Consider the following 15,674-nt stretch of genomic DNA (forward strand, 5'->3'; position numbering starts at 1 on the left):
CACCGATTCTGTGGGGGGTCTGCGGACACGCCCGACCTGCCCTGAGCATGCCCAGCGACTCACCGCGGCCGGGGTGACGACCGCAACCGGAACTTACAGCGAGTCCCATTGATTGAACAGTGGTTGCACAATGTGGATGTGATGTACGTTCAAGGCCGCCCGCTGTGGCGGGAGTAATCCGAGCTTCACATCAAGGAGGCCGCACCGTGCGGGAAGAAGAGGTCCATTACGACATCGCCGTGATCGGCGGCGGATTGGCGGGGACCTGCGCCGCCATCGCTGCGGCCCGGCTCGGCCGACGCGTCGCCCTGGTCACCAACCGGCCCGTCCTGGGCGGCAACGCCAGCAGCGAGATCCGCGTCTGGGTCTGCGGCGCCAGCGCACACGGCGTGCAGCGGTGGGCCCGCGAGACCGGGATCATGGGCGAGCTGTACACCGAGAACCAGTACCGCAACCCCGAGGGCAACCCCTACTACTGGGACCAGGTCGTCCTCGACGCCGTCCGGGCCGAACCGAACATCGACCTCTACCTCAACACCGATGTGCACGAGGTCGAGGCGAGCGGCCCCAACGACAGCCGGGAGGTGCACTCCTGCACCGGCTGGATGATGGGCTCGGAGCGCCGCATCACCTTCCGCGCACGCCAGTTCCTCGACTGCACCGGAGACGGCCTGGTCGGCCACCTCGCTGGCGCCCGCTACCGCATCGGCCGGGAGGCCCGGGCCGAGTTCGACGAGCCCTGGGCACCGGCCGAGGCGGACCGGGCGCTGCTCGGCTCGACGATCCTGTTCCACACCAGGGACGCGGGCCGGCCGGTGAAGTTCGTCCCGCCCACGTACGCCAAGGACCTGTCCACCACCTCCATCCTGCGCAACCGCGTCCTGCGCACTGGCGACAACGGCTGCGACTACTGGTGGATCGAGTGGGGCGGCGAGCTGGACACCGTCCACGACAGCGAGCGCATCCGCGACGAGCTCCAGGCCGTGATCATGGGTGTCTGGGACCACATCAAGAACTCCGGCCGGTTCCCGGACGCGGCGAACCTCACCCTGGAGTGGGCCGGCAGCCTGCCCGGCAAGCGCGAGTACCGCCGCTTCCTCGGCGACCACGTCCTCACCCAGCGGGACATCCTCCAGCAGCGCCGGTTCGAGGACCGGATCGCCTTCGGCGGCTGGTCCGTCGACCTCCACCCCGTCCAGGGGATGTACGCCGAGGAGCCCGGCGCGCGCCAGCGGTACACGGACGGCGTCTTCCACATCCCGCTGCGCTCCCTCTACTCGGCGAACGTCACGAACCTGCACTTCGCCGGGCGGAACATCTCCGCCACCCACATCGCCTTCGGGGCCACCCGCGTCATGGCCACCTGCGCGACGCTCGGCGAGGCCGCCGGCACCGCCGCGGCCCTGTGCGTCACCGAGAACCTCACGCCGAGGGAGCTCGCCACCGAGCGGATGGCTCTGGTGCACCGCACCCTGCTGCGCCAGGACGCCTCCGTGATCGGCCTCGCCGACGAGGAACCCGGCAACCTGGCGCGCGCGGCCCACGTCACCGCCTCCTCCAGCCTGACCCGGCTGGCCGCCGAACCCACGCGGGACGCTCCCGGCGCCCCGTACCCCCTCAACCGCGACCTCGCCCTCCTGCTGCCGGTCGATCCCGCCCTCGACTCGGTCGACCTGCTCGTCCGCGGCGCCCCGGACGGCCGGTCCCGCGACCTCACCGTCGAACTGTGGGGCACGGGCCGGCCCGAGAACGCGGTCCCCGCCGACCACCTGCTCACGACCACCGTCACCGTCCCGCCCGGCGGCCCCCACTGGGTCACGGCCCACCTCGACCACCGCCCCGGCACCCCCCGGAACGCGGTCCTCATCGTCCGGGCCTGCGCCGACACGGCGCTGATCCTCCTCCCCGAACGCACCGACGGCGTCCTCGCGCTGCGCAGGAAGGCCGAGGGCGACGCGGGCGTCGACCACGACATCCCGGAGGAGGACGGCCAGCCGGTCCTGGAATGGCAAGCCCGGGGCCTGCGCCGGCAGACCTTCGCCTTCCGGGCGGCCCCCGACACCGGGGCGTTCCGCCCCGAACGGGCCGTCGGCGGATATCAGCGTCCCTACGGTGGCCCGAACATGTGGTCGTCGGCTCCGGAGGAAGGGCCCCGGTGGCTCCGCCTCGACTGGTCCGCCCCGCAGGAACTCGCCGAGATCCGCCTGGTGTTCGACGACGACGTCGACGAGTACCTCAACAACCTGCACCGCCACCGCACCCCGTACGAGGTCATGCCGGAACTCGTCCGCGACTACCGCGTCCAGAGCCGCGACGCCTCCGGCGCATGGCACACGCTCCTGACGGTGACGGACAACCGGCGCCGCCACCGCGTACACCCGCTGACCGCCCCGGACGGCGGCCCCGTGCGCACCGACGCCCTGCGGCTCGTGGTCGACGCGACGCACGGGGCACGGCACGCCCACGTGATCGCCTTCAAGGCGTACGGCGCGTAGCCGCATGGCGGAGGGGGAGGAAGCCGACCGGCTTCCTCCCCCTCCGCCATGCGCGTCACAGCGCGCCGAGTGCCTGACTGATGGCGTCGGCGGCCTCGATGACCTCGCGCACGAGCGCGAGGCGCTGCCCCTCGGGGTCGGAGCCGTCCCCGAACACCGAGGTCGGACCCCACAGGGAGATGGCGGCGACGATCTCCCCCGAGGCGTCACGGACCGGCGCGGCCAGGGACGCGCGGCCCAGGGCGCGCTCCTCGGCCTCGACGGCGTAACCGGTCCGCCGGACGGTGTCGATCTCGGCGTCGAGGAGGTCGTGACTGGTGGTCGTGTACTCGGTGTGCGCGTCGAGAGGATCCCCCAGCAGCGTGCGACGCTCCGCGGGGGGCAGGCCCGTGAGCAGGCACTTGCCGATGCTCGTGGCGTGCAGCGGGGCGGTGTGCCCGGCCTGTGTGTAGGACTTGGGGGCGCGCGTGCCCTCGAAGTTACACAGGAACATCAGCTCGGCGCCGCGGCGCACTGCCACGTTGGCCCCGAGCCCGGTACGGGTCGCGAGGCCTTGGAGCACCATCCGGGCGGCCCGGTGCACGGGGTGGCGGTTGGCGGCGGTGGCGGCCAGGGGGAGGAGGCCCAGGCTGAGGCGGTAGAGGTTGCTGACCGGGTCCCGCTCGACCATGTCGAGGCGTTCGAGGGTGGACAGCAGGCGGGAGGTGGTCGAGGAGCCCAGTCCGGTGAGTTCGGCGACGTCGGAGACGCGGAGTTCGGGTCGGCCAGAGTCGAGTGCGCGCAGCACCGACACCGCCCGTTCGACGCTCTGGTTCGTCCCTGCATCGGTCCCCCGCGTGGTCATGACCCTCCTCGTTCTGCAAACCTTTTGCACATTCTGCATCAGCATATCGCTTCCGAGGGAAAATCGTCCCTGTAATCCGTAGCCGTGGCGGCTCCCTGGCGGGGCGTTCCGTTACGGGGTCCGGCCCGACAGGAAGCGTCGCTGCGTCTCCTCCAGGGCCGCCGTCTCGGCCGGTTCGCCGGGGTGGCCGAAGTGTCCTGCCCGCAGCACCGTGAGTTCGCGCGGCCCGGCCAGTGCGTTGTACACCGCGAACTGCCCGGGCGGGGGCACGTGCGGATCGAACAGGGCCGCGCCCACGTGTACGGGGATGCCGAGGTGCCGGGCCGCGGTCGCGGCGTCGAAGTACGCGAGGACGTCCAGCACCGAGGGGTCCTCGGCCAGCCGTGCACGCACCGACTCCCCGCTGCCCGTGCACGGGAGCGTCGCCCGGAGCGGGTGGTTCCCGAAGGTCGGCACCGTCAGGCCAGCGGCCCGGAAGCGGTCGTCCCAGGGGAGCGCCAGCGCCCCGATGCCACCGCCGAAGCTCGTGCCCAGGTACGTCAGCCGTCCGGCGGCCTCCGGCACCAGCTGCCGCAGTGCGGTGGCGGCGCACCAGACGTCCGCCACGCACCCGCCGATGAGGTACGACTCCCGGGCGCCGATGCCGTGCAGGACGTGCCCCGCCGACTTCGAGGGGACGCCGGGCAGCAGGCTCCGCGTTCCGAGCCCGCGCAGACAGGGCCAGATGGTCGCGGTCTCCGGCGGGGACTGCCAGGGGTCCGGGGCCGTCCGGCCTCCGTATCCGTGTACCGCCACACAGCCCTGCGTGACCCGCCCGTCGGCGGGGACGGTCAGCCACCCGCCGATGCGGACGCCGTCGGCGGACGTGTACGAGACGTCGGCGACCCGCGTGCCGTCCACCGTGACCCAGGGCCCTTCGATCCGGGGTGCCGTGTCCACGCGCAGCGCACGGGCATGGCGCTCCCGCCAGAAGCCGGCGAAGTCGTCCGGGCCGGCGGGCGCCTCCACCGCCAGGAGGCGCCGCAGGTCGTAGCCGTGGGTGGGGTCGAAGGGAAAGTCGTGGGGCAGCAAGCCGGGTTCGCCAGCGTCCGTGGTGAGCGGATGGGGGGACAAGATCTCTCCTTGTTCGGTGTACGCGGTGACCGGCACGTCCCGCGGAACGGTTCCCGGCGCGACGCACCGGGTCCGGTCGACGCCGGTCCCCCGCCGCGGGGCCGGTCCGCGGCGCGTCGGTGACGTCCTGCCGGGCGGTGCGGTCACGGGCTGCTGACGCGACGGGAACAACGGGTGCGGCCGGTCCGGGCGTCCGTGCGGAGGGGCCGGGGCGGCGCAGGTTCGTCGTTCGGTCTCCGGGGCCGTACAGGAGCGGCCGTCGGTCCGCCGTGCACGTCGCGGATCCGTCGCCGACCATCAGCCCGGGGAACCTCGCGGTGCGGCCTGCGGAGCCCCTGACGTGATCTTCGTCGCCCGCGAGACCATACGGCGATCGTCCCGCGCCGTGCAAGAGGACGAGACCGGCCGCCGACGGCCTCGCCCCCGTCAGGGCACCCGACCGCCCGGTCCCGGCCGACGCGGCACCCGCTTCTTACGGAAGGCCCCGTTTGCGTCCGGTGCGCGGGGTGAAGAGATGCGTGTCCCGAGGGGGACGACGGACGCCCCCGCCCCGCACGACAGAACAGACGAGACCCCATGCCTTCCCGCTCCGGAGACACCGGCGCGCATCAGCCGCTCCGCCAGGTCCTGACCACCCGCCTGCTGTACTTCTTCATCCTCGGTGACGTCCTCGGCGCGGGGGTGTACGTACTGCTCGGGGAGGTGGCCGCCCAGTCGGGCGGCGGCGTGTGGGTGCCGCTCACCTGCGCGCTGCTGCTGGCCCTCCTGACCGCCGCCTCGTACGCCGAACTGGCGACGAAGTACCCGAGGGCCGGGGGCGCCTCCCACTACGCCACGCGCGCCTACGGCCCCGCCGTGGGGTTCTTCGCCGGTTACTGCATGCTGGCCGCGGGCGTCGTGTCGGTCGCGGCGCTCGCCCGGGGTTTCGCCGGGGACTACCTCGCCGCCCTCGTGTCCGTGCCGGTGGTGCTCGTCGCCGTGGTCTTCCTCGTCCTGCTGGCGCTGCTGAACGCGCGCGGCATCCAGGAATCCACCCGGCTGAAGATGAGCCCCGTAGTGAGCAACCCCGAGCATGGTGAGCTCCGTGGTGAGCGACCGCAGCGACCGCCCCAGGCCGGGGAGCAGCAATCTGGACGAGCGCGAGCGAGGGGCGGATAGAGGCCATCCCCGGGCGGGCGAGGAGCAGTACAGGAACAGCTTCCGCGTCCGCAGGATCACAGGACCATCCCCGCGCAGGCGGGGCGCAGAGGCCGTGGAGGCGCGCCTCGTCCTGGGGGGCCATCCCCGCGCGCGGGGAGCAGTGAGGAAGTTCCACGGGGCGCACACCGGGCCGGGGGCCATCCTCGCGCAGCCGGGGAGCAGGGGTACAGCTCGGCGAACTCGTCGCGGAACTGGGGGCCATCCCCGCTCGCGCGGGGAGCAGCTGCAGCGACAGACCGCCCAGGTCGCGATGGCGGGTCCATCCCGCAGGCGCGGGAAGCAGTCGTAGGCGTTGCGACCGCGGACGGTCCGGAGGGGGCCATCCCCGCGCGAGCAGGGAGCAGCGCCTGCCGCCGGGCCGGCCCGGCTGGCGTTCGGGGCCATCCCCCGCAGGCGCAGGGAAGCCCACCTCAACCTGGATGAAGGCCTGGGCCACGGAGCCATCCCTGCACAGGCGAGCAGCAGTCATCCCTACAGACGATGATCAACCCGAAGTCGAGACCCTCCCCACGAAAGCAGGGAGCAGTGGAGAAGGCTCAATCAAGGCAAACACCATCGCACTGCTAGGGACGAGCGGTGACGCTGAGGTGGACCGCGGCGATCTCGTAGACGGCCTGCACCGCCTCCGGGGCAACCCGGGCCAGAACCGGAAGAGCGTGGTACCAGCCGGCGGTGGTCAATACCCGCCCCAGGACCCCGAGGGCGGCCTCGGGAGCGGGGACCGTGAGCGGCGTCGCCGTCAGGGCCAAGTGCTGGACGGCACGAGTGAAGGAGTCCGTACCGCCCGCACCGGGGACGGGGGACGGACGGACCGGTACGCGGGCGAGGTGCGAGGCCACCGCGGTCAGCGCCGCCGCCCGGTGGTGCGGAACGGCTGGCAGCCCCGCGGTGGCCTCGGCCGCCGCGAGGTCGCCGAGCGCCGCGTGCAGCACGGCCAGCGCGGCGGTCGGGAAGTGCTCGGCCCCACGGTTGCGCAGCTCCTGCCTCAGCCAGTCCACCTGACGGCCGGGCAAGTCCCCGGTCCCCAGCCGCAGGAAGGCGACAACGAGCACGTCCTCGGGCCGCCAGGACTGCGGACCGCTCCGCGCGGCCTGCGTCCGCGCCGCCTCCATGAGGTCGTCGAAGAGCTCCCGCGCGGGCGACGGCAGCCGGGGGGCGGCCGGGACGAGTTCCACGACCGAGGTCAGCAGCGTCTGGCTCCGGACGGCCTTCCGCGCGGCGTCCAGGCGCTTCAGGACGGGCAGGAGCACTTCGCCCGCGGCCTCGGGGGAAAACGCCGCGAGTTCGGCCGCGACGGCGATGCGCACCGCTTGGTCGGTCTTCCGCCAGGCGGCCCGCGTCCCGGCCCGGTCCGGCTGCTGCCCAAGCCGCGTCAGCAGGTCCACCGCGCCCTCCACGTCCCCGACACCGGCCAACGCCTGCGCGGCATGGGCCCAGTCCGTATCGGCTCCGCCGGCCCCCCGCTCCGCCTCCCGCGCGTAGCCACGCGCGGCGTCGGGCCGACCGCCATCCGCACAGGCCAACGCCAAAGCGGCGTTCACCCGCACCTGATCGGCAGGCCGCCGCATGGTCCTGAGCATCTCTCCGGCAGCCTCGAGAGCATCCGTACGGACGAGCGCCCCCGCCAGCTCCGCCACCCACACCGGACTGAGCCCCTCACCGGTCCCGCCCGCCGGAAGCAGCGCCAGCGCCTGCTCCAACCGCTGCTCGGCCTCGTCCTCGGACCCACGGTCGGCCAGGGCGAGGGCCTGGTCCGCGACCCGTCCGGCCTCGACGAACGAGCGATTCTCGAACGGATCGGGATCGAGCACCTCTTCCTCGGCCTCCACCGGAACAACACGAAGCCCGAGCTCCCGCACCCGATTGACCGCCGCCGGCGGCGCCCCGACCTCGTCGAGGGCCCGGCAGAACGCCTCCAGGGTGTCCCGGAAACCGAACTCGACATGGAACGCGTCCGCGGCCGAAAGCCCCCCGCCGTCCCCACCCAGCACGCCCTCCAGGTAGTGCTGTGCCACGTCCACGAGCCGTGCGGCTGGCTCCGGCCGCGACCGTGCCACGAGGGAGGCGGCGACCGCGACCACACCGACCTTCTCCAGCGTCGGGCCGTCCTCCCACACCTCCGTCACATGGGCCAGCACCCGATCGTGAAGGCGTGCGGCACGAGCGGGATCCGAGGCCACGACGGCCTCCCACACCTGAACGGCCCCCGCCGAATCCCCTCGCGCTTCCAGTTCTTCGGCTTCCTCCTCCAGCCCGTCCAGCAGCGTCGCGGCCTCGTCCGGATGCTCCGGCGCCAGCAGACGGGCCGCCAGCGCCCAGGCCTCGTACCGCGCCGAACCCGTCCCCCGCGTGGCACGCAACAGCGCGAGCGCCTCCCGGAGGTCGTCGCCCCGGTCCGGCGCGAGGGCCGTCTCCAGCAGTGCGACGGCCGCCCGCGCCGCCGCGGCCTCCGCCTCGTCGACGGCGGAGGCGAACCGGCCCGCCTCCCGCCGTGCGGTGTCCGCCCACCTGACTGCCGCACGTGCGGTGGCCGCGGCCTCCTCGTCGCCCTTCGCGTGCAGGGCCCCTGCGAGGTCGGCCAGGTGTACGGCCTTGTCGACGGCCCGCCCCAACGCCCCCACCAGCGCCCGCGCCCGCCCCGCGTCACCGAGCCGGGCGACCGTCCAGGCCACGGACTCGGGCAACTCCTCCACGCGTCCCCGCAGCAGGTCTCGCGACACGGCGACCGCCGCCGCCAGCGCCGGAGCGCCCCCCTCCCCGTCGGACGGCGCCACCGACTCGACGTCACGGAGCGCGACGTCCGCCCCCGACCGCAGCACGAGCCGAAGCTGCCGCCGAGGATCGAGTACGAGCCCGGCAAGCCGATCGGGAACCTCCTCGCGTACGAGACGGGTGTAGCCGGTGAGGAGGTAGTTCGGGGTGTGGTCGGGCCAGTGCTTCTTCTCCTGGTAGTGCCGGGCCCAGCGATGAAGGTCATCGAGGCAGTCGTCCAGGATGGGCCACCCGAGGTCTTCGCATGCTGTCTCATGCAGTTCGGCATGGGCGATCACGAAGGTCTGTCGCTCTTTCTCCGCTTCCGCCTCGGACTGAGCATCCAGAGGAAGCAGATCGACACGGGAGGGTGCCAGCGAACGGCCCACTACCGTGCGGAGCTTCGCCTTCACGGCATGCTTGGTGATCCCCAGGAGCTCGCCCAGGTCTTTCCAGCTGAGGGCCCCGCGAGCGGCGACGAGCAGCCCGAGAAGGCGCTGGCCGAACTCAGGGTCCTCGAGCAAGGTGTGCAGTTCCGTGGTCGCGGCATCGCGGATGATCCACGCCTCGGGGGAGTCGGACAGCCGCCGGACGATGCCGCGTTCCCGCAACGGGTGATCCGCGGCGAGTCCCGCCGGAACCCGCGGGTTCGGCCGCCCGGAGACGATGACCCGCATGCCGTGCGGCGGCTCTTTCGGCAGCAACCCGGCGATGCCCCGGCATTCGAGACTCGCGTCGGCGTCCTCGTCGAGCCCGTCGACGACCAGTACCAGACGGCGGCCCCGCTTCTCGCACTCCTGCGCCGCGACCTCGCACAACGGGTCGAGGTCCGCATGCTTCGGGTCCAGCGGCGGCCGGCGCCTGCTGCCCGCGGCCACGGCCAGCTGAGCGCCGACCGTCCGCGCGAAGCCGAGACGACGATCGGTCCCGTGACGTCCGGAGACGAAGTAGTGGGCGACGTCGACTCCGGCGGGCAGCTCTCGGGCGAGGAACCACGCCAGCAGCGCGGTCTTCCCCGCCCAGGGCCCTGCCTGGTACCAGAGGTACGACGGAGACCTGTCGGGAGCGGTCATGAAAGCCGCCAGATCGGCGCATTCCGGCTCCCGCCCGACGAAGTCGCGGGGGAGGACGTCCTGGAGGGCCGGGGACGCCCCGCCCAGGAGACGCCCGGCGGACGCTGCGTGGACACGGGAGCCGCGGCCGCCCTGCCCACTCCTGCTGACGACCTGTGCGGCGCTCAGCCGACGGCCCCACACGCCGTCGGGGACCCGGTGATGGCCCGGGGAGTGGAGCGCCGCGCGATCCTCCAGGAAGGGGATCAACACGGTCAGAACGTAATCGACGTGCCGTGGCGACTGCGGTGGTGAGTCGAGAAACCAGCCGCTCAGGTTCGACTTGCCCACCGTGAAGCCGTGCTTCGTGCCCTCGGCTATCAGGCGGGGGTACCCCAACGCCTTGCCGCCCGCGGCCTCGTAGAGCGCCTTCAGGTCCCTGGCGAACATCTTCGGCGGTCCGTCGCCGGCCTGTCCGCCGTCCGCCGAAGACTTCGTTGGACACATCTTCATTCCCCCTCTGACCAAGGCTTACATGGCTCTTCGACGCGCGGCGACTTCGTTGGACGCGGCCCGCACGGTGGATACCTGAGGCACCGAGCCCCGCGGAACAGACCGCCGGGCGACCGATTCCGAGGGGGATTCCCTTGTCCGTCGTGCTGACCGTTCTGGAGACCGTGTTCCAGGAAGCCGCCACGCTCTCCGCCGCCACCGGTCTCGTCTACACGGGGGTCGTCGTGACCGTCGCCGTGTCCTCCGTCGTCTTCCGCGCCCCGCAGCGCCGGCGGGACGCGCGCGCCACGCTCGCGATCCTGATGCGCCGTGGTGGGAAGCGGTAGGCCCGGGCGCCGCCCGGAGGGTCTGGTCCCGGCGGGGCCGCAGGGCTTAGTCTCGGCCACGGACGGGGTTTTCCGCCCGTGCGGGGATGGCTCCCGTTAGGAGCAGGCCCTTCTTCCCTCCCGCGTGTGCGGGGATACCCGGCCGGGCTCCTGTGTCAGCGCGTCAGGATCAGCCCGCAGCTGTAGGCCCGTGCGTGGCCGACGCCGTTCGACAGGACGTTCACGAAGGTGTCCGGGTCGGTGACGGTGAGGTCGCCGCGGATCTCGGCGCGGCCGACGCGGACCGGTTTGGCGCGGTGGGCGCTGGAGACCGTCGGCAGCATGCGGATGCCCAGCGATTCGGGGTCGGCGGTGGCGCCGATGCGGGCCACGCCGTCGTCGGCGTGCGCCGGTTCGCCGTCGGCCTGGAGGCGCCGGGTGAACCAGCGCTTCACGTGCTCCGGCGTGGTGTGGGCGGTGCGGGTGCCGCGCACCTTCTCCGACGCGGGACGGCCCGACGGCTTGCTGCGGGTCGGGTTGACGACCGTACGGAAGCCGACGACCTCGCCCGCCTTGAACGTGCGGTCCACGGTGATGAGCCGCGGCGCCGTCGTGAAGGCCTCGCGCGGGATCCGGGCCCAGTCGCCGGGGATCCTCGACTGGACGACGAGCACGAGGGCCGCCGCCTTCAGGTCCACCGACCACGTCGACAGGACGCCCATCTGGGCGCGCGCCTCCGGGGCGCCGTCCTCGACCCAGCCGCGGAAGCCGCTCATGACGGTCCGGTGCATCTCCTGCGCGTCGACGAGGGACTTGGCGACCAGCGGGTGGCGGGCGTTGAGGGTGAGGACGGCGTGGGTGGCGACGAAGCGGGCCGTCGAGGCCCGTGCGCTGGTGGTCACGGGATGATGTCCCATCCGGTTGCGGTCGGTGCGATGGTGATGCGCGTACGGGTCTCCCAGCGCCTGGCGTGGGCCCGGTTCGCGGGGTCGAAGCTGACCGGCTGGTCGTTCACCTGCGAGGCGCCGCGGGTGCCCGGCGCGGCCTGGATCCACGCCCAGGGCCGACGGCCGGAGGTATCGGGTCCGTCCGGGCCGGGGAGCAGGAGTTTGCCGGCGAACGCCGTGGCGATCGTGCCGGGCAGGATCTCCGCGGCCAGGGTGCCGGACGGCGGGCACGACTTCCGGCCGAGCCACAGCAACTGCTTCGGGTGTTCCAGCGCGTACGCGATGTCGTCGAGGAACACCCGGTCCGAATGCTGGAGTCCGACGACGAAGGCGGCGTCCGACAGGTACCAGCGTTCGGTGACCATCGCCGAGCGCGACAGCTCGGCGGAGACCAGTGCCCCCGACACCGGGTCGGTGGTGATCTTCTTCGGTGCCCCGTACCACCCGGCCAGTTCGTGGTGGCCGAAGGCCGGGCCGTCGGCCGCCGCCATGCTCGCGGCGACGGCCGTGGCACGCCGGTGGTCGGTGATGATGTCGCGCGGGCGCAGCGGGTACCGGCCGGAGCCGACCGTGTGGTAGTCGCGCACCGGGGTGCCCGGGTGGTCGGCGCGGACCCCGAAGACGAGCGCGGCGAGGTCGTCCACGGGGTCGGTGCGGTCCCGGCCGAGGGCCGCCGCGACCAGGCCGACGACCGCCGACTTGGTGGGCCTGACGTGACTGTCGCGGTGCGCGAACCGGGAGGCCACGCCCCAGGACTGGAGGGGCGCGGCCAGCCGGACGAGCAGGACGTGCGGGGTCACGCGGTCAGCTCCTCGGCGGAGGTCACGGCCAGCGCGGCGGTGTCCTTGAGGGTGCCGAGGAGTTCGTCGATCTGCGGGTCGTAGGTGAGGACGCGGCCGGACTTGATGTCGGGGCGGCGCCCGCTGACGAAGGCGTGGTGCTTCAGGAGCCGCTTGACCGCGGCCGGGCCGGCGGGGCCCTCGCCGCCCCCGCCGACGGGGTTCTCGTCGATGGGGTTCTGGAAGGCGGCCGCGTAGTTGTACGGGCGCTCGCCCTCGAAGGCGAGCACGAGGGCGGGCAGTGAGCCCGTGGACGCGGTCGAGTTCTTCTTCGCCTCAGGGAAGGCGTCGACGAACGCGGTGACGAACTCCGCCTCGGCCGCCACGGACGCCTCCTCGGCCTCCTCCTCGGACATCCCGGCGGCCCGGAGGTTGCGCCGCAGCTTCAGCCGGTCGAGGACGGCGTGTCGGTAGAAGGTGCCGGTGATCAGCGACTGGTAGCCGGTCATGCCCGCGCCGGCGTCGTCCGCCGCGTCGAGGAAGTCCAGGGCGTTCGTCTTCTCCGCGGGCTTTGGGTTCCGCTTGCGGTCCAGCTTCGCGTCGTCGGCCGCGGCGTAGAAGTCGTCGACCTGCTCGGCCTCGTGCACGGTGAAGGCGTGGCTGCTCTGGACGGCGCCGTCCACGTTCGGGGAGTCCGCGATCTCGGCGAGGAAACGCCCGTAGAGGGCGATGTCGATGGCGTCGCGCGGAGCGAGCGCGGTGAGCACGGCGGCCCGGGTCGCGGCCGGCAGCGCGGGCAGTTTCGCATCCGCTGCGGAGGCCTCGGCGGCCGCCCCCGACTCCGCGCCCCCCTCGGCGCCGTCCGCGCCGGGCGGCTCCTCTTGAGCTGCGGCGGCGCCCTTGCGGGCCGCCTTCTTCTTGGCCGAGGCCGCCGCTGCCGAGGCCGCCTGCGCCGCCGTGTACGCCTCGGCCCAGGCCCGTACCGCCCCGGCCTGCTCCCCGATGTGAGCGGCGATGCGCGCGCCCGCGTCCGACGGGGCGAACAACAACACCTTCGTGAGGTTCGCGACGGTCTTCTTGCCCGGGTCCCCGAACTTCAGACCGGTGGCCTCGATCACGGCCCGCGCGGTACGGACGGCCTCCTCCGGCTCCCAGCCGTGCTCGGCTGTCAGCGCCCGTGCGGTGATCAGCGCCCACTCGCGGGTACGGGTCCCGGTGCCGCGCCCGGCCAGCGCGCCGACCCCGGCGTTGGCCCGGTTGCGGGTGTGGACGCGCTCGGCCCTGCGCCGCGCCTGACTGGTGATCATGTGGCGTTCGGCACCGCCGTAGACGATCGACTTCGGCGCCCCGTTCTCGTCGCGCACGGGGAGGACCGCCACCAGGGTCTCCAGGAGGTGCAGGGAGAGGAACTGGCTGCCGGAGGAGGGGACGCTGCTGGTCACGTGATCGGGTCCTTCGGGAGGGAGACGGCTGAGGTCGGGAGGGAGGGCGCGCCCGCACGGTCGGCGGCGGCTCGCGCGGGCGGCATGTGGAAGGCCACGCCCCACTCGTACGGGACACGGGCCCTGCGGTCGTGCCACCGGTTCAGGTCGTCGACGAGCCCGGCCCAGGACGGCGGCTGCTGCTCGCAGGAGCGCAGCCGCGCGATGGCGTGCTGGAGGTGGCGCCACGGGATGCGGCGGCTGGACACGATCCGGTCGACGAGACGGGCCGCACCCGGGTCGTCGGGCCCGCGCCCCGCTCCGCCGCCGATCCGTCGGGCCGCCTCGCCGAGACTGCCGTAACCGAAGGCGGGCTTCGTCCGCCCCTGGTGGTAGACAGCGAACAGGAAGGCGACCTGCCCGTACACCTCGCGCTGCGCCTCGGTGGGGCTGTACCAGAGCGCCCGGAAGTGCGGCTCCCGCTGGACGCGCGGCCGGCGGAGCTCGGCCAGGCTCGCGTAGTCGTGGTTGTGGACGAGACTGGCGAGCCACGCGGTGAGCGCGGCCCCGCCCTCATTCACCGGGGCGTCGGTGCGGTCGGCGGCGCGGTGCCGGGTGCCGTCGACGGCTCTGGCGGTGGTCATGAGGTGCTCCCCCCTCTGAGTTCGGCCGGGGCCTTCTGCTGGTCCAGCTCGTCGTCGAAGCGCCGCAGCGCCGCGGCCCGGGCCTTCGCGCCCTGCGCGTTCCTGGGCAGGGAATCGAGGCGTTCGGTCAGGAACCGGCGGGCCGCGGTGGCGAGGGCGGCCGCGTACTCCCGGAGGGACGCCCCGACGTCCTCGCCCAGGGCCGTCTCCTCTATCAGCAGCTCGAACGGCGCCCGGGTCGCCTTCCAGTGCCGTTCGCGGGCGTCGAACCGTGCGATCTGGAGGAGCTTGTCGGTCGGCTTGGGATTCGGGTACGCCACCCTCCAGGCCGCGTACGCCGCCTTGTACAGGGCGCCCGCCAGGAACTCGGCGAGCACCGAACCGCGGTAGGACGCCTCGTACAGCTCGGCCTCCAGGCCGGGGGCGAAGGGGAACGTCCCGTCGACCCAGGCGATGGCCGTGGTCTGCTTGGCCACGAGCCCGACCGCCCACAGTTCGACGCGACGGGCGGGCCGCTGGCCGGGCTCGGGGGCGACGCCTGCGGGCGGAAACAGCGCGAGCCGCCGGTAAAGGGTGCTCCCGTCGTTCCCTCCCCCACCCGAGCGGCGGGCCTCGTCCACCGCCGCGTAGAGGGCGTGGGCCTCGCGCCAGACGGCCCGGGTCGCCGACGCCCACAGCGGCTTCCTGGCGCCGTCGCCCTTCTTCCCGAGGTACACGGCGTCCTGCAGGTGCTCGTCCCCCAGCTCCAGCACCTCACCGGCGCCGAGCAGCACCCGGTCGACGTACTCCCCGGTCCGCGTGGGGCGCAGCAGGACCGACCGGCCGAGGTAACTGTGCAGATCCGCCGGGCCATCGACGGCACGCGGGGTCGCCTTCGCCGTGAAGCCCCGGCGCTCCTTGCCTACGGTCCAGGTCCTGTTCAGCGTCCCGGCCGGCCCGGACACCGGGGCGAGGTTGAGCCGCAGAGTCTCGCCGAGGGAGTCGCCGAGCGCGATCACCCGGATGCGGGTCCCGAGGCGGGTGGCGGCGAGGTTGGTGATCGTGGCGCCCAGGGTCTCCTTGCCGGAGATCCGGGCGCGGCCGGCCGGCCCGTACACGTGCTGGGTGAGCATGGCCCGGAACGCCTCGGCGACGGGCAGGGGGCTGGGGTGCTCCAGGTGGTGGTGGTCGAAGAACTGGTTGTAGTCCCCGACCCGTTCGATCACCAGCTGCGCGGGACCGGCCCCGTGCTCGTCGAGGAAGGGCGCGAGCAGCGCGTTCTGCCCCAGGGGCTCCACCGGATGGAACAGGTCCCAGACCTCGTCCTCCGGCCGCTTCGCCAGCCACTCGGCCGCCGGCCGCAGCGCGTCCTTCCGGTCCAGCCACACCGGCCACTCGGCCGCCGACTCCGGGTAGGTGCCGGAGGCGTAGCAGATCGCCAGCAGGAACTCGACGACCGCGACCTGTTCGCCCGGCGTGCCGCCTTCCACGCTCCGCACCCCGTCGGCATCGTGAAGCAGCTCCACCAGATTCATCTCGACGAGCCGGTCGTCGAGCGTCGACACCCTGACGCACGGGGACTCCCGAGGATCCCACCGGGGCCGAACACCCCCACCGGATAAGCCCACGAC

At 73.1% G+C, this 15,674-nt stretch carries 10 protein-coding genes and 1 pseudogene; 3 read left to right on the forward strand and 8 right to left on the reverse strand.

Annotation, left to right across the window (positions count from 1 at the left end; translation table 11 throughout):
- Nucleotides 1-206 precede the first annotated feature (206 nt).
- Entirely contained in the window at nucleotides 207-2,495 is a 2,289-nt protein-coding gene (locus ACF1ED_RS35810) for an FAD-dependent oxidoreductase (RefSeq protein ID WP_391767544.1), read from the forward strand.
- 55 nt (nucleotides 2,496-2,550) lie between these two features.
- Here the strand turns inward: ACF1ED_RS35810 and ACF1ED_RS35815 are convergent, their stop codons facing one another.
- Together ACF1ED_RS35815 and ACF1ED_RS35820 are read right to left on the reverse strand one after the other, a co-directional pair.
- Nucleotides 2,551-3,339: an IclR family transcriptional regulator gene (locus tag ACF1ED_RS35815; protein ID WP_200430089.1), complete on the reverse strand. Its 789-nt coding sequence runs from the start codon at nucleotides 3,337-3,339 to the stop codon at nucleotides 2,551-2,553.
- Nucleotides 3,340-3,450: 111 nt separating this feature from the next.
- A complete protein-coding gene (locus ACF1ED_RS35820) occupies nucleotides 3,451-4,452 on the reverse strand; it encodes an acetylxylan esterase (protein WP_391767545.1) in 1,002 nt (333 codons plus the stop codon).
- Nucleotides 4,453-5,028: 576 nt separating this feature from the next.
- Here ACF1ED_RS35820 and ACF1ED_RS35825 point away from each other — a divergent pair.
- A pseudogene (locus ACF1ED_RS35825) lies at nucleotides 5,029-5,511 on the forward strand (amino acid permease); the annotation flags it as partial.
- 704 nt (nucleotides 5,512-6,215) lie between these two features.
- Here ACF1ED_RS35825 and ACF1ED_RS35830 read toward each other — a convergent pair.
- Nucleotides 6,216-9,905, reverse strand: a complete 3,690-nt coding sequence (locus ACF1ED_RS35830) for a hypothetical protein (RefSeq protein ID WP_391767546.1) — start codon at nucleotides 9,903-9,905, stop codon at nucleotides 6,216-6,218.
- 206 nt (nucleotides 9,906-10,111) lie between these two features.
- Here ACF1ED_RS35830 and ACF1ED_RS35835 point away from each other — a divergent pair, with 206 nt between their 5' ends.
- Nucleotides 10,112-10,294 (forward strand): hypothetical protein, encoded by a 183-nt coding sequence (locus tag ACF1ED_RS35835; RefSeq protein ID WP_391767576.1) that lies wholly within the window; start codon nucleotides 10,112-10,114, stop codon nucleotides 10,292-10,294.
- A 155-nt stretch (nucleotides 10,295-10,449) separates the two neighbouring features.
- On the opposite strand, the gene ACF1ED_RS35840 is transcribed toward ACF1ED_RS35835, so the two are convergent.
- Genes ACF1ED_RS35840 through ACF1ED_RS35860 form a run of 5 tightly spaced genes read right to left on the reverse strand, consistent with a single transcriptional unit; the run spans nucleotide 10,450 to nucleotide 15,608 of the window.
- On the reverse strand, nucleotides 10,450-11,175 hold the full coding sequence (locus ACF1ED_RS35840) for a type I-E CRISPR-associated protein Cas6/Cse3/CasE (protein ID WP_391767547.1): 726 nt from the start codon (nucleotides 11,173-11,175) through the stop codon (nucleotides 10,450-10,452).
- On the reverse strand, nucleotides 11,172-12,020 hold the full coding sequence (cas5e, locus tag ACF1ED_RS35845) for a type I-E CRISPR-associated protein Cas5/CasD (protein WP_391767548.1): 849 nt from the start codon (nucleotides 12,018-12,020) through the stop codon (nucleotides 11,172-11,174). The genes ACF1ED_RS35840 and cas5e overlap by 4 nt, the downstream gene beginning before the upstream one ends.
- Nucleotides 12,017-13,441, reverse strand: a complete 1,425-nt coding sequence (locus tag ACF1ED_RS35850; protein ID WP_391767549.1) for a type I-E CRISPR-associated protein Cas7/Cse4/CasC — start codon at nucleotides 13,439-13,441, stop codon at nucleotides 12,017-12,019. Before ACF1ED_RS35850 ends, cas5e begins: the two co-directional genes overlap by 4 nt.
- Nucleotides 13,438-14,064 carry a type I-E CRISPR-associated protein Cse2/CasB gene (gene casB / locus ACF1ED_RS35855; protein WP_391767550.1) on the reverse strand — a complete coding sequence of 209 codons (627 nt, stop codon included), beginning with the start codon at nucleotides 14,062-14,064 and terminating at the stop codon, nucleotides 13,438-13,440. Before casB ends, ACF1ED_RS35850 begins: the two co-directional genes overlap by 4 nt.
- A complete protein-coding gene (locus tag ACF1ED_RS35860) occupies nucleotides 14,061-15,608 on the reverse strand; it encodes a type I-E CRISPR-associated protein Cse1/CasA (protein ID WP_391767551.1) in 1,548 nt (515 codons plus the stop codon). The genes casB and ACF1ED_RS35860 overlap by 4 nt, the downstream gene beginning before the upstream one ends.
- Between the last annotated feature and the right edge of the window lie 66 nt (nucleotides 15,609-15,674).

It is taken from the genome of Streptomyces sp. NPDC014656, from assembly GCF_043084305.1.
In the GTDB taxonomy this organism is placed as follows: Bacteria; Actinomycetota; Actinomycetes; order Streptomycetales; family Streptomycetaceae; genus Streptomyces.

Coding starts and splice junctions, on each gene's coding strand:
- ACF1ED_RS35815 (WP_200430089.1), bottom strand. CDS start 3,339: ATGACCACGCGGGGGACCGATGCAGGGACGAACCAGAGCGTCGAACGG.
- ACF1ED_RS35830 (WP_391767546.1), bottom strand. CDS start 9,905: ATGTTCGCCAGGGACCTGAAGGCGCTCTACGAGGCCGCGGGCGGCAAG.
- casB (WP_391767550.1), bottom strand. CDS start 14,064: ATGACCACCGCCAGAGCCGTCGACGGCACCCGGCACCGCGCCGCCGAC.